Here is a 21,346-nt window from a genome sequence, read left to right as displayed (position 1 = left end):
ATATACTAGGACTTCCAAGGGTATGGAAGGTGGTGCGCTGCGGCCTACTTCCACCAGGTGTCGAAGATGGTGACCGGGACGGTGCGCTTGTGCCGGGTCCGGAGGTACTTCTGCTCGATCAGCTGGGCGGCGGCTTCCGGGATGTCCCGGCCTTCGAGGTAGTCGTCGATCTGGTCGTAGCTGACGCCGAGTTCATCCTCGTCCGTGCGTCCCGGCTTGTCATCCAGGAGGTCCGCTGTGGGCACCTTCTCCCAGACGCGGGCGGGCGCACCAAGCTCAGCCAGGAGCTCGCGGTTCTGGCGCTTGTTCAGGCCGAACAGCGGCAGGATGTCCGCGCCGCCGTCGCCGAATTTTGTAAAGAACCCGGTGACGGACTCCGCGCCGTGGTCCGTACCGATCACCAGGTAGTTGTGCTCGCCGGCGAGGGCGTACTGCGCGATCATCCGCGTCCGGGCCTTGGTATTCCCCTTGTGGAAATCGGAAATCCCGTTTCCAACAGTCTTCTCGAACTCGTTCTCGAAGCCGTCCACGGCCGCCGAAATGTTGAATGTCCACTCGGTTTTGGCCTGGATAAAGTCCAGGGCGGCCTGGGCGTCGTCCTCATCGTGCTGGACGCCGTAGGGCAGGCGGACGGCCACAAAGTTAGCCTCCACTCCCTCCGCCTCGAGCTCCTCCACGGCCAGCTGGGCCAGGCGCCCGGCAAGCGAGGAGTCCAGCCCGCCCGAGATGCCCAGGACGAAGCCCTTCGTCTGGGTGGCCCGGAGATACTCCTTCAGGAAATCAACGCGCCTGCGCACCTCCCCGCGCGGATCGATCCGGGGCTGCACGCCCATTTCTTTGATGATGGTGGCCTGGAGTTCGCGCATGTGATCCAGCCTAGTCAGCGCTGTCAACAACGCTCAACTGTGTCCCTTGTGAGGGGACGTGTCGCCGGGAAGAGCTACGACGCAGCCGGCGCCGGCCCGGTGGAGCCGCGGACGGTGAGGTGCGTGGGCATCAGGGAGCGGCTGCGGCTGCCCCCGCCGGCCAGCGGGTTGAGCTGGGCCAGCAGCATGGATACGGCCACGCGGCCGGCCTGCTCGATCGGCGAGGCCATGGTGGTCAGCGGAGGATTGCAGAAGTCAGCGCCGAAGATGTCGTCGCAGCCCACCACGCTCATGTCCTCCGGTACCCGGATACCGCGTTCGCGCAGGCGCTGGAGCATTCCAATGGCGATCAGGTCGTTGAAGGCGATGCAGGCGGTCACGCCGGAGTGCACGGCGGCGTCGGCGGCGGCAGCGCCGGACTGCGTCTTGGGAGCGAAGGGACCGAGCCGGCGGACATCCACTCCGCGTTCCTCGGCGGCGGCCGCCAAGGCAGTCCAGCGAAGCGTGCTGGACTGGGAGGTGAGGGGCCCTGCCATGTAGGCGATGTGCGTGTGGCCCAGCGAAATCAGGTGGTCCAGGGCCTGGCTGGTGGCCGAGGGCGTGTCGATGACCACGGCGGGTACGCCGGCCACATCCCGGTTGATGGTGACGATCGGAATCTTCGCGGCCGCGGCCAGGAGTGCGTCGTCGCTGAGCCTGGACGCGGTGACGATGATGCCGTCGGCGCTTTTGCGCAGCTGCTCCATGCTGCTGGCTTCAACTTCATCCGACTCCTCCGTGTCCACCAGCAGTTGCGTGTAGCCGGCCGCCTTGAGCTGCAGCTGGGTGCCCCGGATCAGGTCGAAGTAGAACGGGTTGGTGATGTCAGGGACCAGGACGCCCACTGCGCCCGTGCGTCCGGAACTCAGGGCTTTCGCCTGGCTGTTTGGTGTGTAGTTCAGCTGGGCGGCCGCCGCTTCGATGCGCGCACGGGTGCGGACGTTGACCCTGTCGGGGGTGGACAGTGCACGCGACACCGTGGACGCAGCCACCCCGCACATGGCGGCAATGTCGTGGATGGTGGCAGGACGGTCTGTTCCGGCTGCTTGCATCGCCATGGCGTTCCTCTCTGAACGGGACAATGAGGGCACTGTGACGATAACCACAGCCCTGATGCTCCTAGATTGCCACAAGATGTCAACATTTGGCAATCGGTTGTCATCATTTCCCAACATGTCTAGACTGAGTGCAGAACTTTGTGAAGCAAGTCACCCGCGCACCGGAGCGGCACCCAGGCTGTCCGGTTGCGGGCAAACCTAAGGAGATCCCTGTGACCACAACGGAAAACGAAGCAACCAGGACTGTTTGGCAGCTTTCAGGATTCGGCGACGAAGTGGATCCGGATCCGGCTGTCCAGGCTGCCGTCATGCTGGCTCTTGGCGCCAGCTACATCGAAGTCCGCAGCGCGTGGGGCGTCAACGTCTCCGAACTGACCCCCGGACAGGTTGCTGAACTCAAGGGCATCCTCGACGCGAAGGGCCTGAAGGTCTCGGCTGTGGCAAGCCCGATTGGCAAGGTGGACATCAGCCTGCCGGTCGAGCACGAGGTGGAGCGCCTGCGCCAGATCATCTCCGTGGCCAAGGGACTGGATACCAAATACATCCGCATCTTCTCCTTCTACAGGAGTGAAGCCCAGACTCCCGAAGAAATCCGCGACGACGTCATCACCCGCATGCGGGCACTGGCCGCCGAAGCCGAAAGCGCCGGCGTCGTCCTCCTGCACGAGAACGAAAAGGATATCTACGGGGATACGCCCCAGCGCGTTTTGGACATCATGGAATCTGTTGATTCCCCCGCGCTGCGCGTTGCGTGGGACAACGCTAACTTCGTCCAGGTGGGCGTCCGGCCGTACACCGAGGGCTACGCCATGCTCCGCCCGTACCTCGAATACCTCCAGGTCAAGGACGCCATCATGGCCACAGGCGAGGTTGTGCCCTCCGGGGAGGGCGACGGCGAACTCGACGCCACCATCGCCGCGCTGAAGGCGGACGGCTACGCAGGCTTCGCATCCTTGGAACCCCACCTTGCCAGCCATCATGAGCTTGGCGGCTTCTCCGGGCCGGTTGCCTTCGGCGCCGCCGCCCGGGCGTTCGCATCGCTCGCTGCCAAGAACGGGATCGAGCTTTCGTGACCGGCCTGAAGGCCGCGGTCATTGGCTGCGGCGACGTTTCGGCTGTCCACTTCGAGGCGATCGCGAAACTCGACGGCGCGCGGCTGGCCGGCGTCTGTGACCCGGACCCCGGGCGCCTTGCCGCCGCCGTGGCAGCCTACGGTGTTCCGGGATTCGCGGACCACCACAGCCTCATCGAGGCCATCGGTCCGGACGTTGTGCATATCACCACGCCGCACAACACGCATGCCGCAATTGCCGCGGACTGCCTCGAGCGGGGCGTCAATGTGATTGTGGAAAAGCCGCTGGCGCACACGCTTGAGGAGTGCCGCCGGCTGGTGGAGGCCGCGAAGCTGAGCAGCGCCAAGATTGCTGTCTGCTTCCAGAACCGCTACAACGCCACGGCCCAGGCCATGCATGCGCTGCTGTCCACCGGCGAGCTGGGTGCGGTGGTGGGAGCTTCGGCCACCGTAATGTGGCACCGCGATGCTGACTACTACCGCAGCCGGCCCTGGCGCGGCACGTGGGAAGGCGGTGGCGGCGGGCTCATGATGAACCAGGCCATCCACACCGTGGACCTGCTGCAGTGGCTGGTGGGCGACGTTGTGTCGGTGTCCGGCCATGCGGCCACCCGGTTCCTGGGCGAAACGATTGAGGTGGAGGACACCGCGGAATTCGTGGCAGAGCACGCCAGCGGGGTCCGCAGTGCTTTTTATGCCACGTTGGCCAATGCCGTCAATGCGCCGGTGACGTTGGACATCGTGACCGAGAAAGCCACGCTCAGCCTGCGCGGAGACCTGACGGTAGCGCATGCGGACGGCCGCGTGGACGTAGTGCCCGAACGTGTGGTGGAATCCGGCGGACGCGCCTATTGGGGCGTCTCGCACGAGCTGCTTATCAGCGACTTCTATGCCCGGCTCGGTGAACCCGGGCCCTTCTGGATAGACCCGGAAGAGGCGGAGAAATCGCTGCGGATCGTCAAGGATATCTACCGACAGAGCTACCCCGAGGCACTGGCGCAGGTCTCCTAAGGTTTGCGGGCAACCGGTTGTAGCTGTTTGAACGTTTCATTTGCGGCTCTTGGATTTTAAAGTTGCAACAAAAATGACAATCGGTTGCCAAAGTTGGCAATCATGCGTACTCTGAATCTCGCAAGGTCGGTGTGGCCCGCGCCACACCGACCGGATTCGTATATCTCACGTTCCACAGATTCAGGAGCCAACAATGAAGTTAGGTCCCAAAGCGGCAGCAGCCGCTCTTATCGTCAGCTCGGTAATGGCGCTGACAGCCTGCGGCGGGGGAGCCCCCGCCGGCGCGGGTGCCACAGCCAAAACAGCCTCGCTGACACTGGGTGCAGTTCAGGAACTCCGCTCCTGGGACCCGGCACAGGCCCACGTGGGCCACTACCTCCAGCCGTACCAGGCTGCCTACGACTCGCTGCTCCTGCGCCAGCCGGACGGCAAGCTCAGCCCCATGCTTGCCACCGAGTGGAAGTACAACGACACCAACACCAAGCTCACGGTGGACCTCCGCACGGATGTGACCTTCAGCGATGGCGCCAAGTTCGACGCCGAAGCGGCCAAGGCCAACCTGGACCACTTCAAGAAGGCCAACGGCCCGCAGATGGCCCAGCTGACCGCCGTCGCCGACGTCGCGGTAGTAGACGCCGACACCATCGAACTGAACCTGAGCGCCCCGGACCCGTCCCTGGAGTTCTACCTCAGCCAGGCCGCCGGTCTGATGGGCAGCCCCAAGGCACTGGGCACTGAAGCAATCAAGACCGAGCCCGTCGGCTCCGGCCCGTATGTGATGGACAAGTCCGCCACGGTCAAAGACTCGCAGTCCGTCTTCACCGCACGTGAAGGCTACTGGAACAAGGACCTCCAGAAGTTCGAGAAGGTCACCTTCAAGATCCTGACTGACCTGACCGCGCGCACCAATGCCCTCGTGTCAGGCCAGGTGGACGCCACGCTGCTGGATCCCAAGACGGGCAAGCAGGCCGAGGGCGCCAAAATGACCCTTACCGCGAACCAGGTGGACTGGCAGGGCCTGCTGCTGATGGACCGTGACGGTGCCAAGAACACACCGCTCGGCAACGTCAAGGTCCGCCAGGCCATCAACTACGCGTTCGACCGCAAGACCATCCTGGACCAGGTCCTGCTGGGCCAGGGCACGCCCACCTCGCAGCCTTTCGGCAAGGAGAGCGGCGCCTGGGCTGAGGAGCTGGAGAACAAGTACCCGTACGATCCCGCGAAGGCCAAGGCCCTGCTGAAGGAAGCCGGCTACGAAACCGGAGTCACGCTCGAGGTCCCGTCCGTTCCCGGCTTTGAAACGCAGATCGCCGTGGTCAAGCAGCAGCTGGCCGACATCGGCATCACGCTGAACGTTGGCTCCGCGATCACAAATACCTTCACGTCCGACGTGGCTGCGCAGAAGTTCACCACCATGTACTTCTCGCTCTTCCAGGGTGAGCCGTGGGTTGCCATCAACCAGATCGTTTCCACCAAGGCGCTGTACAACGCCTTCAAGAACACCACCCCTGACCTGCAGGCAAAGATTGACGCTGTCCAGACCGGCGGTGCCGATGCAGCAAAGCTGGCCCGGGAAGTCAACAAGTACGTTGTCGACGAGGCCTGGTTCGCACCGCTGTTCCGGGTGAACCAGATGTACTACCACAACTCCAAGATCACCGTGACGCCGCAGGTCCAGCAGGCCGTTCCGTCGATCTACAACTACGCGCCCGCCAAGTAATCCAGGGCCCGTAGTCAAACAAAACAACTGCACAGGTCCGGCAGGCCACCATCGACGGTGGGCTGCCGGACCGGGCACCCAATCCATTCCAGTTCAATGGAGCCAGCAATGATCCCCTTCATCCTTAAACGCCTCGGCAGCGGCGTAGTCGTCCTGCTTGCCGTCTCGATCCTCACCTTTTCCCTGCTCTACGTATCGAGCGGCAGCATCGCCCGGAACATCCTGGGCGACCAGGCAACACCGGAGCAGCTGGCCGTCAAGGAAGCCGAGCTGGGGCTCGATCAGCCCATTATCACCCGCTACTTCAGCTGGCTTACCAGCGCACTGGGCGGAGACCTGGGTGCCTCCTGGTTCACGTCCGAACCCGTTGCCAACGCCCTCGCCACCCGTATTCCCGTGACCATGACCATGGTGGTCGTGGCTATGATCTTCATTTCCATCATCGCTACCCTCATTGGTGTCGCCGCAGCCGTCAAACGCGGCTGGGTGGACCGGGTGGTCCAGATCGGTGCCATCATCGGCGACTCGATCCCCGGGTTCGTCATCGGCATCATCCTTGTCACCATTTTGGCCATCCAGATGGGCCTTTTCCCCGCCACGAGCACCATTTCGCCCGGCGTGGGTGCGGATGCCTGGGTTCTCTCCCTGACCCTTCCGGTGATCGCCCTGCTCATCAACGGTGTCACCGGCGGTGCGCAGCAGATCCGCAGCGCCGTCATCAAGCAGCTCGAACGTGATTACGTCCGCACCCTCCGCAGCCGCGGCATTGGTGAACGGGAAGTGCTCTTCAAGCACGTCCTGCGCAGTGCGGCGCCCGCCGGGCTCACCGTGCTCAGCCTTCAGCTGATTGGCATGCTCGGCGGGGTTGTCATCCTCGAGTCCATCTTTGCCCTTCCGGGCATGGGGCCCATGGCCGTAACGGCCACCATCCAAAGCGATCAGCCGGTGGTTATGGGCGTCGTTATGTACACCGTCGCCGTTGTGATCGTGGTCAACCTCATTGTTGACATGCTCAACGGCTGGCTTAACCCGAAGGTGCGTGTCTCGTGACCGAGTCCGTCGAAACCTCAGCCCTGACACCGGCGCCCGGCACCCCCGCTCCCGGGAGCCCCGTTCCCGGACAACCCGGCCAGAGCGGCACAGTGGTCCGGTCAACAGTCCTCAGGCGCCTGTTCAAAAACCCGCTTGGCATCATCGCCATCGTTATTCTGGCGGCCTTGGCCGTCATGGCCGTCTTCGCCGATGCCCTGGCACCGTTCGACGAGAACTTCGCGAACATCTCCAAGACCCTGGCGGCGCCCGACGCCGTCAACATCCTCGGCACGGACAGCTCCGGGCGCGACGTCTGGAGCCGGCTGTTGTTCGGCGCGCAGCTGACGCTGCTCTCAGCGTTGCTCTGCGCCGCCGTCGCCATTGTGATCGGCCTTCCTGCCGGCCTCGTGGCAGGCTACTACGCCGGGAAATTTGAGGCCGTGGCCAACTGGATTGTTGGCATCCTCATGAGCCTCCCCGGCCTGATCGTGCTGATGACCATCCGCTCGGCCTACGGTCCGTCCGTGTGGATCGCCATGATCGCGTTCGGGGTCCTGATCAGCCCGTCCTACTTCCGGCTGGTGCGCTCTGCGGTCCAGTCGGTCCGCAACGAGCTCTACGTTGACGCGGCACGCGTCTCGGGACTGTCCGACCTGCGCATCATCACGCGCCACATCTTCTCGGTGGTCCGGGCTCCGATCATCATCCAGACCGCAGCCATCACCGGTGTTGCCATTGCCATCCAGTCCGCCCTGGAGTTCCTGGGCCTGGGTGATCCGGCCAAGGCAACCTGGGGTGTGATGCTCAGTGAAGGCTTCAAGAACGTCTACCTCACGCCGTCGCTGCTGTTCTGGCCCGCCTTTGCGATGGCACTGGCCATCGGTTCCCTTGTCCTGCTGGGCAACGCCATCCGCGACGCCCTGGAAGACGGCGAGAAGATCAAGCACCGCCGGAAGCAGGCCCATGCGGCGCAGGATGCGGCCGCCGCCAGCGCTGCCAAGGCAGCACGCAAGACCATTGCCGCCGTCGAGGCCGGAACCGAACACCACCTGGTCAAGGTGACCAACCTCGGCGTGGGCTATCCCCAGGCGGACGGTTCCATCAAGAAGGTTGTCGACGACGTTTCCTTCCACGTGGACCGCGGCGAAATCCTGGGCATTGTGGGCGAGTCCGGTTCCGGTAAGTCCCAGACTGCCTTCTCCATCCTGGGCCTGCTGCCGGACACTGCGCGCATTGTGGCCGGTGCCATCCAGTTCGACGGCAGCTACACCGTGGCGCCCGGCGAGGACAAAGTGAACCAGGACCGGCTGTCCAAGCTACGCGGCAAGCGGATTTCCTACATCCCGCAGGAACCCATGAGCAACCTGGACCCGGCGTTCACCATCGGCTACCAGCTCGTGACCCCCATGGTGCGGGTCCTGGGAATCTCCAAGGCCGAAGCCACCGCCCGGGCCATGAAGCTCCTCGCCGACGTCGGAATCGTCAATCCGGAACGGACCTTCAAGGCCTACCCCCACGAGGTTTCCGGCGGCATGGCCCAGCGTGTACTGATCGCCGGTGCCATCAGCTGTGAACCGGACCTCATCATTGCCGACGAGCCCACCACCGCCCTGGATGTCACCGTGCAGGCCGATGTCCTGGACCTGATCCGCGACCTCCAGCGCCGTCTCGGCGTGGGCGTCATCATGGTGACCCACAACTTCGGCGTGGTGGCCGACCTCTGCGACCGCGTGGTGGTCATGCAGAACGGCCGCCTCGTGGAGGAAGGCCCCGTGCGGGAGATCCTGCGCAACCCGAAGGAAAGCTACACCCAGACACTTCTGGCTTCCATGCTCGAAGGCAAGGAACCGATGACCATGCTGGTGCCCTCTACCGTGAAGGAGAACGTACTGTGACCGAGACTGCAGCCTTGAACGCCTCGGAATCAGCCCCGGCACGGGACGGACTCCTCCGCGTGGAAAACCTGGTGGTGGACTACGCGGGCAAGGGTTTCCGGGCGAAAAAGTTCCGGGCGCTCACGGACATCAACATCAGCATCGGCCAGGGGGAGACCCTGGGCCTGGTGGGGGAGTCCGGCTCCGGCAAGACCACACTGGGCCGTGCGGTGCTTGGCCTGGCCCCGGTGAGCGGCGGAAAGATCATCTTCGAAGGCCAGGACATCAGCCACGCCAACCGGAAGCAGCGCCGCATCCTCAGCCGGGACATGCAGGTGGTCTTCCAGGACCCCTACACGTCCCTGAACCCGGCCCTGGAAATCGGCGACATCCTCGCCGAACCCTTGGGCGTGCAGGGCATGGAGGCATCGGCCGCCAAGAACCGCGTGAAGGAGCTCCTGGACCAGGTGGGGCTCCCTTCCGACGCACTCCACCGGCTGCCCCGTGAGTTCAGCGGCGGCCAGCGCCAGCGCGTTGCGATCGCCCGCGCCCTTGCGCTCTCTCCCAAACTCATCGTCTGCGACGAGCCGGTCAGCGCACTGGACCTCTCCACCCAGGCCCGAGTCCTGGATCTCTTCCTGCAGATCCAGAAAGACACAGGTGTTTCTTACCTGTTTGTCTCCCATGACCTTGACGTCGTCCGCCACATCAGCCACCGTGTGGCTGTGATGTACCGTGGAGAAATCGTGGAACAGGGCCCGGCCGAGGTTGTCACGCGCGACCCCGAGCACCCCTACACGCAGCGATTGCTCCTCGCTTCCCCGGTGCCGGATCCGGACCGTCAGGAGAAGCGCCGTGCCGACCGCCACCGCCTGCTGGAAGAGCAGCGGCAGCAGGCCGAACAGGCTGGCGTCCCCGCCTAGGGACCGCACCAGAACCAAAACAACCGCAACAATAACGGAGGACCATCATGGCGGATTCAGCCAAAATTGGCGTACAGGCAATGATGCTGAGGGAAAGCTTCACCGAGATCGGGGCGTTCGAAACGCTCCGCAAGGTCAGCGACATCGGCTACAACGCCGTCGAGATCTCCCAGATCCCGATGACGCCGGAGAACGTGGCTGAGCTGGACCGTTCCCGCTCCGAACTGGGCATGGACATCGCAGCACTTTCGGTGGCCATGGAGACCCCTAAAGGCCGGCCCGGCGATTCACTGGCGGAGCACTTCGACAAGATCGTCGAGGACGCCAAGAGCCTGGACTCGAAGCTGCTGCGGATCGGCATGCTGCCGTTCGAGGCAATGACGTCCATCGGTGCTGTGATTGACTTCGCCAAGAAGGCCAACGAATACGCTGAGCGCCTGCAGGAGCAGGGCCTGAGCCTGTACTACCACAACCACCACATCGAGTTCGCGAAGTTCGACGGCAAGTACATGCTGGATATCATCGCCGAAAATTCCCCGGCCATGGGCATGGAAATCGACGTGCACTGGGTGCAGCGCGGTGGCCTCGACCCCGTCCGCACGCTCGAAAAGTACGCCGGCCGCACCGCCATGGTTCACCTGAAGGACTACCGGATCGGCCAAATGCCGGAGTCGGCCATGGGACTGCTGGACGCGGGCGACTTCGTGGGTTTCATGACCGAGTTCAAGAACGTTGTCCAGTTCGCCGAAGTGGGAGAAGGCAACCTGGACTTCGCCTCCATCATTCCGGCCGCCCAGGCTGCCGGCGCCGAGTACCTGCTGGTAGAGCAGGACGAACTCTACGGCCGGACGGTGTGGGAAGCCCTGCAGACCTCCTACGACAACCTCATCGCACTGGGCCAGTCCGAACTTTTCTAACCTCTGATCCGGCCCAACACGTTCAACCAACGAAAAAGGAAACTAACTGTGAGCAAGAAAGTACGCCTCGGCATCATCGGCCTGGGCCAGCAGGGCGGCGCCTACGCCAAGTTCATCACCGACGGACTTGTTCCGAACATGGAGATCGGCGCCATCTGCGACATCGATCCGGCCAAGAAGGCCGTTGCCTCGGAGACCTACCCCGGCGTCCCCTTCTACGAGGATTACATCGCCATGCTGGAAAGCGGCGACGTTGACGCGGTGGTTACCTGTGTCCCGCACTTCCTGCACCCCGAGATGGGCATTGAAACCCTCAAGCGCAATGTTCATGCCCTTGTGGAGAAGCCGGCCGGCGTCTACACCAAGCAGGTCAAGGAACTGAATGAGTTTGCCGCGGGCAAGCCGGAACTGTCCTTCGCCATCATGTTCAATCAGCGCAACAACCCGCTGTACCAGAAGCTCAAAGAGATCGTGGAAAACGGCGAGATCGGCAAGATCCGCCGGACCAACTGGATCATCACCACCTGGTGGCGGCCGCAGGGCTACTACAACTCCAGCGAATGGCGTGCAACGTGGGGCGGCGAGGGCGGCGGCGTCCTGGTCAACCAGGCCCCGCACCAGCTGGACCTGTGGCAGTGGATCTGCGGCGTGCCGAAGTCTGTGTACGCGAAGGTTGCCTTCGGCTTCCGCCGCGACATCGCCGTCGAGGATGAAGTGACGGCAGTTGTTGATTACGGTGACGGCGCAACCGGTGTATTCGTCACTGCCACGCACGACCTGACCGGCACCGACCGCTTCGAAATCCTGGGCGACCAGGGCAAAATCGTGGTCGAAAACAGCAAGACCGCCACCGTGACCCGCCTGCACAAGCCCGAGCGCGAGCTCAGCGAAGGCATGGACATGGACGACGTCCGCAAGCTCTTTATGGGCGAGCTGAACCCGGAGGAGTACTACACCTCCGAGGTCATCGAATTCGAGTCCGCGTGGGGCGCCCAGCACTCCGGCGTCCTGGAGAACTTTGCCGCCAACATCCTGGACGGGACGCCGCTGCTCGCGCCCGGCTCGGACGGGATCAACGGCGTGCGCCTGGCCAACGCCATCCACCTTTCGGCCTGGACCGGCAAGGAGGTCGGGCTGGACTTCAACGAAGACGAGTTCCTCGCCGAGCTCAACAAGCGCATCGCCGAAGAAGGCAAGTTCCCCGCGCGTTCGTAGCCGGGGGCGGGGCCGGCGCGCAACCGCTGGCCAACTTTGCCCAACTGGGTCGCAGTTAATGTCGTTATGGGCGTCCAAAACGACATTAACTGCGACCTACTTGGGTGGTTTCCTCGTTAGGATGGGGCGGTGACTGAACCCAAGACGCCGGACGCCGCCATACCCGTGGGGCCGGTCAAGAAGCACGGCCGGGACGGAAAATCCAACGCGACCATCTACGACATCGCCAGGGTTGCCGGCGTCAACGCCTCCACGGTCTCCCGGGCGCTCAGCAAGCCCGGCCGGGTCAGTCCCAAAACCCAGAAACTCATCGAAGACGCGGCTGCCGAACTGAACTATCAGGTCAATCCGTTTGCCCGTGCGCTCCCCACGGGCAAGACCAACACCTTCGGACTGATCGTCGCGGACATCACCAACCCGACGTTCTTTGACATCATCCGCGGCGCCGAGACCACGGCGACGGACCGTGACTACACCCTGGTCCTGGCGGAGTCCGCGGAGTCTGCGTCCACGGAACTCACTGCGGCCCGCCGCCTGATGGCAACTGTGGACGGCCTCATCCTGGCGAGCCCGCGCATGGACGATGACAACATCCGGGCCCTGGCTCAGGACAAACCCGTGGTGGTGATCAACCGCGAAGTGGCGGGTGTTCCCTGTGTGGTGCCGGACGTACACAAGGGGATCAGCGAGGCGGTGCGAAGCCTGGCCGTCCACGGCCATCACAAGGTTGCCTATGTGGCGGGCCCGCCCGAATCCTGGATGTCCGAACGGCGCTGGGAGGGTGTGCAGGCAGCCTGCGACTGGTCCCGGCTTGAGGCCGTGCGGCTCGAATCCAGCAAACCAACGGTCGACGGCGGCCGGCAGGTGGCGCGTGATATCCGCGCCAGCGGTGCAACGGCAGTGCTGACCTACAACGATCTCCTGGCCATTGGGCTGATGCAGGAGCTCCAGGCGGCGGGCATCACCGTGCCCGACCAGATCAGCATTGTGGGATTCGATGACATTTTCGGCGCGGACTTCACCACCCCGCCGCTTACCACCGTGCGTTCTCCGCTGGGGGAGTGCGGTGCCGGGGCAGCCACACGCCTCCTGGACCTCCTCCACGGGACCGGGGAACCGGCAGGCACACTGAGCGTGGAGACTGAACTGGTGCTGCGGGGTTCCAGCGGCAGGATTCTGCCCGCCCGGTAGGCCCGGGGCCGGCCGGTTGCAACATTTGGCAAATCATGGCAACCGGTTGACAAAACGTTGAGCCGAGCCGATTATTGACGTATGTCACAGTCGATTGCTGCCAACCCAGACAGGCTCCTGCCCGCCGACCCAGGAACGCGCAGCATTGCGCGCGACCTCCTGCAGCGCGTCCAGGACCTCCCCATCATCTCTCCGCACGGGCACGTTGACGCTGCTGTCATCGAGCACAACACGCCGTTCCCTGATCCGGCGGCGCTGCTGGTCAGCCCGGACCACTACGTCACCCGGCTCATCCACGCCAGCGGCGTCACCCTGGACAAGCTTCGCGCCGGCGGTGCCACCACCCCCGAATCGCGCGATATCTGGCGCACCTTCGTCGAGGCGTGGCCGCTCTTCGAGGGCACCGCCTCCGGCTACTGGCTGCGCACCCAGTTCGACAGCGTGTTCAAGCTCGGTGCCGAGCTTGGTGACATGTCCGCCGATGCCAGCTACGACGCCATCGCGGCCAAGCTCGTCGAGCCGGGATTCCGTCCGCGCCAGCTCTTCAAGGACTTCAACATCGAGGTCCTGGCCACCACGGACGATCCCCTTGACGACCTCGCCAGCCACAAGGCAATCGCCGAGGACCCCACGTTCGACGGCCGGGTCCTGCCGACCTTCCGTCCGGACCAGTACCTGAACATTGCCCATCCCACCTGGATCGCCAATGTTGACCGGCTCATCGAGGCCGCAGGTGACGGTGCCAGTGGATACGGGGCCTACATCACGGCCCTCGAAAACCGCCGCCGCTACTTCGTGGAGCACGGCGCAGTCTCCGCAGACCACGGCGTGGCCACCCCGGCCACGCTGAAGCTGGACCGCGCCGAAGCCGAGCGGATCTTCGAGCTCGCCCGCGCCGGCAAGGCCACAGCCGCGGACCGCAACACCTTCGAAGCCCACATGATGTACCAGATGGGCCGCATGTCCGTAGAGGACGGGCTGGTCATGACCATCCACCCGGGGTCCTTCCGCAACCACCACACGCCCACGTTCGAGGCGTACGGCGCCGACACGGGCCACGACATTCCGTTCGCCGTGAACTACACCGAAGGCGTCCGCGATCTGCTGCAGGACTTCGGCACCGCCAAGGATTTCCACCTGGTCCTGTTCACCATGGACGAAACCGTCTTCTCCCGCGAACTGGCACCGCTGGCCGGGTTCTACCCGTCCGTCTACCTTGGCGCGCCCTGGTGGTTCCTGGACGCTCCGGATGCGATGCTTCGTTTCCGTTCGGCCGTCACCGAGACCACCGGGTTTTCCCGCTCGTCCGGCTTCATCGACGACACCCGCGCCTTCTGCTCCGTCCCGGCCCGCCACGATGCGTCCCGCCGGATCGAGGCCTCCTTCCTGGCCCGCCTGGTGGCAGAGCACCGTGTCAGTGAAGAACGTGCCCACGAACTCATCGTGGACCTCGTCGATTCGTCCCCGCGAAGGGTTTTCAAACTGTGACTACCGAACAGACAAGCGCCGAACAGACAGCCGCTGCTGCCGCACTGCCCCGGCTGAACCGCACCCTGCACACGGCCTCGAAGCCGCCGGTCCGGATCGTGCACCTCGGACTGGGGGCCTTTCACCGCTCGCACCAGGCCTGGTACACCAGTCAAGCCAGCGACGCCGCGGACTGGGGCATCGCGGCCTTCACCGGCCGCCGGCCGGATGCTGCCGTGGCACTCGCCGAGCAGGACGGCCTCTTCACGCTCGTCGAACGCGCTGACAGCGGCGACTCCTTCGCCGTCGTCGGAAGCATTGTCGAAGCGGTGGACGGCGCAGACGTGCAGCGGCTCGCGGAACTCGTGGCAGCACCGGCAACCGCCATGGTGACGCTGACCGTCACCGAAGCCGCGTACCGGCTGGGTGCCGATGGGCAGCTCGATACCAACGCGTCCGACGTCGCCGCGGACCTTGCGCTGCTGTCTTCCGGCAGCGGAAACCCGTCGACGCCGCTGGGCCGTCTGGTCTTCGGCCTCGCCGCCCGCCGGGCCGCCGGAGCCGGGCCAATCGCCGTCGTCTGCTGCGACAACCTCGCCACCAACGGCACCGTGGCGCGCAACGCTGTAACGGGCCTGGCGCAGGCCTGGGACGCGGACCTCGCCGCCTGGGTGGAAGCGAACGTCAGCTTTGTCAGCACGTCCGTGGACCGCATCACGCCCCGCACCACGGAAGCGGACATTGCCGCCGTCGAGTCCGCCTGCGGGTACCGGGACAACTCGCCGGTTGTTGCTGAACCCTTCACCAACTGGGTGCTCAGCGGCGGCTTCCCCGCCGGCCGTCCCCGGTGGGAAGATGCCGGGGCGGTCTTCGTTGACCACATCGAGCCGTTCGAGAACCGCAAACTGTGGCTCCTGAACGGCGCGCACTCCCTGCTGGCGTACGCCGGCCAGCTCCGCGGCCACACCACGGTGGCCGAGGCTCTTGCGGACCCGGAATGCCGAAAAGCCGTTGAAAGCTTCTGGGACGAGGCCGAAGCCAACCTGTCCGGTGCAGCCGCCGGCGGGGCCGACCTGCAGATCCCGGCGTACCGGGAGGCCCTGCTGGCCCGCTTCAGCAACGCGCGCATCGCCCACCACCTGGCGCAGATTGCCATGGACGGCAGCACCAAACTGCGCATGCGCGCCGTGCCGGTCCTGCAGGCTGAACGTGCCCAGGGCAGGACCGGAAACGCTGCCGCACGGATGATCGCGGCCTGGATTGATTTCGGCGCAAGCGCGGACAATTTCCACGATCCGCTCGCAGCCGAGGTGGCTGAAGCGAACAAGCTGGCGGGCCGCGAACGCGTCCAGGCACTGCTGGAGCTGGTTGATCCTGCCCTGGCGGCCGATGACGGTGTAGTGGATCTTGTTGCCAGCCTGAGCGGTTCATTCACGGCAGGACCGTAGCGAACCACTAAGACGGATCAAGTACAACAGCGCTGCCCGGTCCGGGTTTCCGGACCGGGCAGCGCTGTTTTCCCTGACCTGCAGTTTCATTAAGTTTCAACAGAAATTGTTGGCAACCGCTTGCCATTTTATTGCCAAGTGATTAGGATTACAGCAACGACTTACCACCGGCGGCACGCCCGTCCGGATGTGGATTTGCCGGTTAGGCATAGCCCAAGGGTTCACAGCTGCATAGCATTTCGATAGTTAGCCGGCCCCCATGGCGGCAAGGGTAAAGGAGCCCAATCATGAAAAAGCTAAACAAGCTCAGCATCATCGGCTATGGCGCCGGCGATGCCGCTAACAACCTCGCTTTTACAACCGCCACCATGTTCCTCCTGGTGTATTACACGGACGTCGCCGGCATCTCCGCTGCGGCCGCCGGGACCCTACTGCTCGTGGTCAGGTTGTTTGACGCCTTCGCGGACGTCTTCGCCGGCCGGCTCGTGGACCGGACCTACAGCAAGCGCTTCGGCAAGTTCCGCCCCTTCATCATGTTCGGCTCCATCCCGCTGCTCCTGCTGAGCGTGGCAACGTTCTCCGTGCCGCAGCTCGGTGAATCCGGCACGCTGCTGTACGCCTACGTCACCTACGCCGCGCTGGGCCTGGCCTACAGCCTCGTGAACATTCCGTACGGCTCGCTGGCCGGCGCCATGACACAGGATCCGGGGGAGCGCGCCAAGCTGGGCTCGGCCCGCATGATCGGCGGCCTGCTGGTGGGCTCGGCCCTTGGCATCTTCGTGGCACCGCTCATCAAGCCCGGCGCAGACCTGCAGTCAACCTTCACCACAATCACCCTGGTGTTTGTCGTGATCGGCGCAGGCCTCTACTTCTTCACCGTCCTGACCGCCAAGGAACGCGTCCACCGCGCCGTCCCGAACGTTTCCGTCAAGCAAAGCATCGAAACCCTCAAGGGCAACAAGCCGCTCCTGATGCTGTGCGTTAGCTCCTTCTTCTTCCTTTCCGGCTACCTGGCACTGACCTCCGTGCAGCTGTACTACCTGCGCGACGTCCTCGGCCGGCTGGACCTTTACCCCGTGCTGTCCATCATCCAGCTGGTCCTGACGTTCGCACTGGCAGCGGTTATGCCCAAACTGGTCCGCAGCATTGGCAAGAAGAACATCTACATCTACTCTTCCCTGGTCACTGTGGCCGGCGGTGTGGTGATCTTCCTTACCCCCGCAAGCATGGTCATGGTGGGCTTCGGCGGCCTTGTCCTTAGCCTCGTGGGTGTCCTGGCGATGAGCATCGTGGTGTGGGCCCTCGAAGCCGACACCGTGGAATATGGGGAATGGAAGACCGGAGTCCGGACCGAGGGCATCACCTACGCTCTCTTCTCCTTCACCCGCAAGTCCGGCCAGGCTGTTGGCGGGGCCCTTGCCGCCTATGCACTCGCCCTCGGCGGTTACAAATCCGGTGGAGTGGCCCAGACCCCGGAAGCCATCTTCGGTATCCAGATCGCAGCGGGTGCGCTCCCGGCCATCCTGACTTTCCTTGCAGTCCTGGTGATGACCAAGTACACGCTGACCGATGTCAAGCATGCGGAAATTCTCAAGGAAATTCAGGAACGTCGAACCAAGACGGCACACCCGGGCCCGGTTGACGCCGGCAACGCCGCCGAAGGGACCACTCCTGCAACCACCCCCGCCGCCGGCAGCACCTCCGCCGCCGCCAGCGAGCCTGCTGACACCAGCAAGCCCGCAGGCCAATAATTCAAAGCTCCACCACCTGACCTGAAGTTCCCGAAAGGATCTGCCGTGAAAATCATTGCCGCTGAAGTGTTCGTGACCAGCCCGTCCCGTAACTTTGTGACCCTGCGCATCACTACGGACGACGGAGTCACCGGCATCGGTGACGCCACGCTCAACGGCCGCGAACTCGCTGTTGCCGCCTACCTCAAGGAGCATGTTGCACAGCTGCTGATCGGCAAGGATCCGCACAAGATCGAGGACACCTGGCAGTTCCTGTACCGCAGCTCGTACTGGCGCCGCGGCCCCGTCACCATGGCGGCCATCGCCGCCGTGGACATGGCTCTCTGGGACATCAAGGGCAAGATGGCCAACATGCCCGTCTACCAGCTGCTGGGCGGTGCATCACGCAATGGCCTCCGTGCCTACGGCCACGCTTCCGGCGCGGACATCGAATCGCTGTTCGATTCCGTCCGCGAACACCTGGAACTGGGCTACAAGTCGGTCCGCATCCAGACCGCCGTCCCGGGCATCAAGGCCGTTTACGGTGTGGCCGCTCAGGCCCAGGCCTCCGGTGAGCGGTATGACTATGAGCCTGCCGGCCGCGGCGCTTTCCCCGTGGAAGAGGACTGGGACACCCGCGCCTACCTCCGCCACCTGCCCACCGTGTTCGAAGCCGTGCGCAACGAGTTCGGCCCCGAGCTGCCGCTGCTCCACGACGGCCACCACCGCATGACCCCCATCCAGGCCGCCAAGCTCGGCAAGGCCCTGGAACCGTACGACCTCTTCTGGCTCGAGGACTGCACCCCGGCCGAAAACCAGGAGGCCCTGCGCCTGGTCCGCCAGCACACCACCACCCCGCTGGCCATCGGTGAAATCTTCAACACCGTGTACGACTACCAGACCATCATCAAGGAACAGCTGATCGACTACGTTCGGGCAGCCTCCACCCACTTCGGCGGCATCTCCCCGCTGAAGAAGGTCATGGACTTCGCCGCCCAGTACCAGATCAAGTCCGGCTTCCACGGCCCCACCGATATCTCCCCGGTGGGCTTCGCCGCCCAGCTGCACGTGGGCCTGGCCATCCACAACTACGGTATCCAGGAATACATGCAGCACTCCGACAAGACCAACGAGGTCTTCGAGCAGTCCATGACCTTCGTGGACGGCTACCTGCACCCGGGCGACAAGCCCGGTATCGGCGTCGAATTCAACGAAGAGGCTGCCGCAGCCTACCCGTACCAGCAGGCCTACCTGCCGTACAACCGCCTCGTAGACGGCACTGTCCATGACTGGTAAGGAATCACTGGTGATCAACCAAACTGCCTCCTCAAGCTCGGGGCCTCGCGTCATCGTGATGGGTGTGTCCGGCTGCGGCAAGACCACCATCGGTGACCTCGTGGCCCGCGAACTCCGTGTGCCGTTCCTCGACGCCGATTCGCTCCACCCAGTGGAGAACGTCGCCAAGATGGCAGCGGGCATCCCGCTGACGGACGAGGACCGCTGGCCGTGGCTCGCCACGGTGGGCTCGAAGCTGGCAGCCGCCGGAAACGGTGGCCTTGTCCTGGCCTGCTCCGCCCTTCGCCGCAGCTACCGGGACGCCATCCGCGCCCAGGCGCCGGACACAATCTTCCTGCACCTGCACGGCAGCAAGGAGGTGCTCGGGTCACGGCTGGAAGGCCGTTCCGGTCACTTCATGCCCGCAGCGCTGCTGGAATCCCAGCTGGGCACCCTCGAACCGCTCGAAGCGGACGAGAAGGGTGTTGTGGTGGACATCGCGGGCCCGGTTGCCCAGGTAATGGTGGACGCGCTGGCGGGCATCGCCAATGCAGTGAAGGCCGACGGCGGAACACTGTTGGGTGCCTCAGCGGGCGGTGCTTCCGGAACCGGTGCTTCCGGTACCGGTGCTTCCGGTGCCGCGGGCACCCAGGGCCGCCAGTTCGACGTCGACCTTAAGGCCGCGCCGTTCAACCTCGATGACGCGGCGGTCGACTGGGTGAATTCCACCCTGGAGTCCATGACGCTTGAGGAGAAGATCGGCCAGCTCTTCATCAACCACAACAACGACTACTCCCCGGAATACCTCGACGGTGTGCTGGAGAACTACCACGTGGGCGGCATGCGGTACCGTCCGGGCCCCTCGGGCGCCGTCCAGGAGCACATCCGGTACGCACAGTCCAAGACCAAGGTGCCGCTGCTGATCGCATCCAACCCGGAAATGGGCGGCGCGGGAAGCTGCGACGACGGCACGTTTGTGTCCACCCACCTGCAGGCCGGGTCCCACCCGGACAAGGCCATCGCACGCCAGATGGGCCAGGTTGCCGGCGTCGAAACGGCTGCGCTGGGCTGTAACTGGGCTTTTGCGCCGATCGTGGACATCCACTACAACTGGCGGAACACGGTCATCTCCACCCGTTCCTTCGGCAACACCCCGGAGGTCGTGGTGGAGCGCGCCAAGGAGTACTTCGACGGCATCAGCGAGTCCCCGACCGTCTGCGCCATGAAGCACTTCCCGGGCGACGGCCTGGACGAGCGCGACCAGCACGTGGTCACGTCGTACAACACCTTTGGTTACGACCAGTGGAACAAAACGTACGGCCACGTGTACCGCGAAATGATCGGGCACGGTGTGCAGTCGATCATGATCGGCCACATCGGAGCGCCGGAACTGTCCAGGCACTTCCGTCCGGGCCTGGCCGACGCGGACATCAAGCCCGCCACGCTGGCTCCCGAACTGCTGCAGGACCTGCTCCGCGGCGAGCTGGGCTTCAACGGGCTCATCCTCACGGACGCCTCGCAGATGATCGGGCTGACCCAGGCCATGAAGCGCAAGGACCTGGTCCCTGCCACCATCGCCGCCGGCTGCGACATGTTCCTGTTCTTCCGCAACGCTGACGAGGACTTCGCGTACATGCTGGACGGCTACAAGTCCGGCGTCATCACGGAACAGCGCCTGCACGACGCCCTGCGCCGCATCCTGGCGCTCAAGGCATCGCTGGGCCTGCACCTGAAGGCCCGCGAGGAGCTGGTTCCGGCCACCGACGAGCTGGCAAGGATCGGCAGCGCAGAGCACCGGGCCATTGCCGCCGGGATCGCTGACAAGACGGTCACGCTGGTCAAGGACACGCAGCACAACCTGCCCATCACACCGCAGACGCACAAACGGATCCGCCTGTACGGCATCTCCGGCGGCTCGGACTTCACGATGGCCGATCCGCTGGCCTACCTGGACGTGGTGGCTGAGGAACTGGAGCGGGCAGGCTTCGAAGTGCACGTCTTCAAGGCCGCCGCGCAGCGCAAGGCAGCCGGTGAAGAGGGCGTGAACTTCATGACCGTCATCTCGGAAGAGGGTACCGGCGATTACGCGGACAAGTATGACGCCGCGTTCGTGTTCGCCAACGTCAAGGGCTTTGCGCAGGAAGCGGCGATCCGGATCAAGTGGTCCACGCCGATGGCTGCGGAAATACCCTGGTACGTCACCGAGGTACCCACAGTGTTCGTATCGCTGAACCAGCCCAACCACCTCATTGACGTGCCGATGGTCAAGACCGCCATCCACGCCCATGCGGGATCAGTGGAGGCCATCCGGGCCACCATCGAGAAGATCATGGGCAAGTCGGAGTTCCAGGGGACGTTCAACGAGAACGTCTTCTGCGACTCCTTCGACACCCGGCTCTAACAAGCTCCGGACACGCTTACCGCGCCGGGACGCACAAGCGGCCTGGGGACACCCGAATCCGGGTGTCCCCAGGCCGTTTCCGCTTCCCGGGGCCGTTGGCGCGTCCA

16 protein-coding genes are annotated in these 21,346 nt (G+C 64.3%); 14 read left to right on the top strand and 2 right to left on the bottom strand.

Annotation, left to right across the window (positions count from 1 at the left end):
• Positions 1 to 44: 44 nt before the first annotated feature.
• Together nadE and GUV69_RS12005 are read right to left on the bottom strand one after the other, a co-directional pair.
• The gene (nadE, locus tag GUV69_RS12010; RefSeq protein WP_164202613.1) at positions 45 to 866 is read right to left on the bottom strand and encodes an NAD(+) synthase; all 822 of its coding nucleotides are present in this window, start codon (positions 864 to 866) and stop codon (positions 45 to 47) included.
• A gap of 74 nt (positions 867 to 940) precedes the next feature.
• A complete protein-coding gene (locus GUV69_RS12005; protein ID WP_164206502.1) occupies positions 941 to 1,957 on the bottom strand; it encodes a LacI family DNA-binding transcriptional regulator in 1,017 nt (338 codons plus the stop codon).
• A gap of 218 nt (positions 1,958 to 2,175) precedes the next feature.
• Here GUV69_RS12005 and GUV69_RS12000 point away from each other — a divergent pair, with 218 nt between their 5' ends.
• The 14 genes from GUV69_RS12000 to GUV69_RS11935 all read left to right on the top strand — a co-directional run bounded on the left by GUV69_RS12000 (position 2,176) and on the right by GUV69_RS11935 (position 21,239).
• Positions 2,176 to 3,036, top strand: coding sequence for a sugar phosphate isomerase/epimerase family protein (locus GUV69_RS12000; protein WP_244292706.1), 861 nt, complete (start codon positions 2,176 to 2,178; stop codon positions 3,034 to 3,036).
• The gene (locus tag GUV69_RS11995) at positions 3,033 to 4,046 is read left to right on the top strand and encodes a Gfo/Idh/MocA family protein (RefSeq protein WP_164202611.1); all 1,014 of its coding nucleotides are present in this window, start codon (positions 3,033 to 3,035) and stop codon (positions 4,044 to 4,046) included. Before GUV69_RS12000 ends, GUV69_RS11995 begins: the two co-directional genes overlap by 4 nt.
• Before the next feature lie 193 nt (positions 4,047 to 4,239).
• Positions 4,240 to 5,766, top strand: coding sequence for an ABC transporter substrate-binding protein (locus tag GUV69_RS11990; protein WP_164202609.1), 1,527 nt, complete (start codon positions 4,240 to 4,242; stop codon positions 5,764 to 5,766).
• A 108-nt stretch (positions 5,767 to 5,874) separates the two neighbouring features.
• Positions 5,875 to 6,816 (top strand): ABC transporter permease, encoded by a 942-nt coding sequence (locus GUV69_RS11985; RefSeq protein ID WP_164202607.1) that lies wholly within the window; start codon positions 5,875 to 5,877, stop codon positions 6,814 to 6,816.
• Positions 6,813 to 8,693, top strand: coding sequence for a dipeptide/oligopeptide/nickel ABC transporter permease/ATP-binding protein (locus GUV69_RS11980; protein ID WP_164202605.1), 1,881 nt, complete (start codon positions 6,813 to 6,815; stop codon positions 8,691 to 8,693). The genes GUV69_RS11985 and GUV69_RS11980 overlap by 4 nt, the downstream gene beginning before the upstream one ends.
• On the top strand, positions 8,690 to 9,595 hold the full coding sequence (locus tag GUV69_RS11975; RefSeq protein ID WP_280113743.1) for an ATP-binding cassette domain-containing protein: 906 nt from the start codon (positions 8,690 to 8,692) through the stop codon (positions 9,593 to 9,595). The genes GUV69_RS11980 and GUV69_RS11975 overlap by 4 nt, the downstream gene beginning before the upstream one ends.
• A 47-nt stretch (positions 9,596 to 9,642) precedes the next feature.
• The gene (locus GUV69_RS11970) at positions 9,643 to 10,512 is read left to right on the top strand and encodes a sugar phosphate isomerase/epimerase family protein (protein WP_244292705.1); all 870 of its coding nucleotides are present in this window, start codon (positions 9,643 to 9,645) and stop codon (positions 10,510 to 10,512) included.
• Positions 10,513 to 10,560: 48 nt separating this feature from the next.
• Positions 10,561 to 11,727 carry a Gfo/Idh/MocA family protein gene (locus GUV69_RS11965; RefSeq protein WP_164202603.1) on the top strand — a complete coding sequence of 389 codons (1,167 nt, stop codon included), beginning with the start codon at positions 10,561 to 10,563 and terminating at the stop codon, positions 11,725 to 11,727.
• 129 nt (positions 11,728 to 11,856) lie between these two features.
• On the top strand, positions 11,857 to 12,918 hold the full coding sequence (locus GUV69_RS11960; protein WP_164202601.1) for a LacI family DNA-binding transcriptional regulator: 1,062 nt from the start codon (positions 11,857 to 11,859) through the stop codon (positions 12,916 to 12,918).
• Positions 12,919 to 12,999: 81 nt separating this feature from the next.
• Positions 13,000 to 14,406 (top strand): glucuronate isomerase, encoded by a 1,407-nt coding sequence (gene uxaC / locus GUV69_RS11955; RefSeq protein WP_164202599.1) that lies wholly within the window; start codon positions 13,000 to 13,002, stop codon positions 14,404 to 14,406.
• Positions 14,403 to 15,833 (top strand): mannitol dehydrogenase family protein, encoded by a 1,431-nt coding sequence (locus tag GUV69_RS11950; protein ID WP_208786639.1) that lies wholly within the window; start codon positions 14,403 to 14,405, stop codon positions 15,831 to 15,833. The genes uxaC and GUV69_RS11950 overlap by 4 nt, the downstream gene beginning before the upstream one ends.
• Positions 15,834 to 16,120: 287 nt before the next feature.
• Complete coding sequence (gene uidB, locus GUV69_RS11945) at positions 16,121 to 17,584, top strand: glucuronide transporter (RefSeq protein WP_164202597.1); 1,464 nt, start codon at positions 16,121 to 16,123, stop codon at positions 17,582 to 17,584.
• Between the two features lie 45 nt (positions 17,585 to 17,629).
• On the top strand, positions 17,630 to 18,859 hold the full coding sequence (manD, locus tag GUV69_RS11940; protein ID WP_108600586.1) for a D-mannonate dehydratase ManD: 1,230 nt from the start codon (positions 17,630 to 17,632) through the stop codon (positions 18,857 to 18,859).
• 58 nt (positions 18,860 to 18,917) lie between these two features.
• Positions 18,918 to 21,239 carry a gluconokinase, GntK/IdnK-type gene (locus tag GUV69_RS11935; protein ID WP_244292859.1) on the top strand — a complete coding sequence of 774 codons (2,322 nt, stop codon included), beginning with the start codon at positions 18,918 to 18,920 and terminating at the stop codon, positions 21,237 to 21,239.
• Positions 21,240 to 21,346 lie beyond the last annotated feature (107 nt).

This window comes from [Micrococcus luteus] ATCC 49442 (assembly GCF_010367585.1).
GTDB classification, from domain to species: domain Bacteria; phylum Actinomycetota; class Actinomycetes; order Actinomycetales; family Micrococcaceae; genus Arthrobacter; species Arthrobacter luteus_A.
This window is presented reverse-complemented; position numbering and strand designations above follow the sequence as displayed.

Bases quoted from the DNA above. Each gene is read 5' to 3' on its own strand.
- nadE (WP_164202613.1), bottom strand. From the start codon at position 866: ATGCGCGAACTCCAGGCCACCATCATCAAAGAAATGGGCGTGCAGCCC.
- GUV69_RS12005 (WP_164206502.1), bottom strand. From the start codon at position 1,957: ATGCAAGCAGCCGGAACAGACCGTCCTGCCACCATCCACGACATTGCC.
- GUV69_RS11990 (WP_164202609.1), top strand. From the start codon at position 4,240: ATGAAGTTAGGTCCCAAAGCGGCAGCAGCCGCTCTTATCGTCAGCTCG.
- GUV69_RS11985 (WP_164202607.1), top strand. From the start codon at position 5,875: ATGATCCCCTTCATCCTTAAACGCCTCGGCAGCGGCGTAGTCGTCCTG.
- GUV69_RS11970 (WP_244292705.1), top strand. From the start codon at position 9,643: ATGGCGGATTCAGCCAAAATTGGCGTACAGGCAATGATGCTGAGGGAA.
- uxaC (WP_164202599.1), top strand. From the start codon at position 13,000: ATGTCACAGTCGATTGCTGCCAACCCAGACAGGCTCCTGCCCGCCGAC.
- uidB (WP_164202597.1), top strand. From the start codon at position 16,121: ATGAAAAAGCTAAACAAGCTCAGCATCATCGGCTATGGCGCCGGCGAT.
- GUV69_RS11935 (WP_244292859.1), top strand. From the start codon at position 18,918: ATGGGTGTGTCCGGCTGCGGCAAGACCACCATCGGTGACCTCGTGGCC.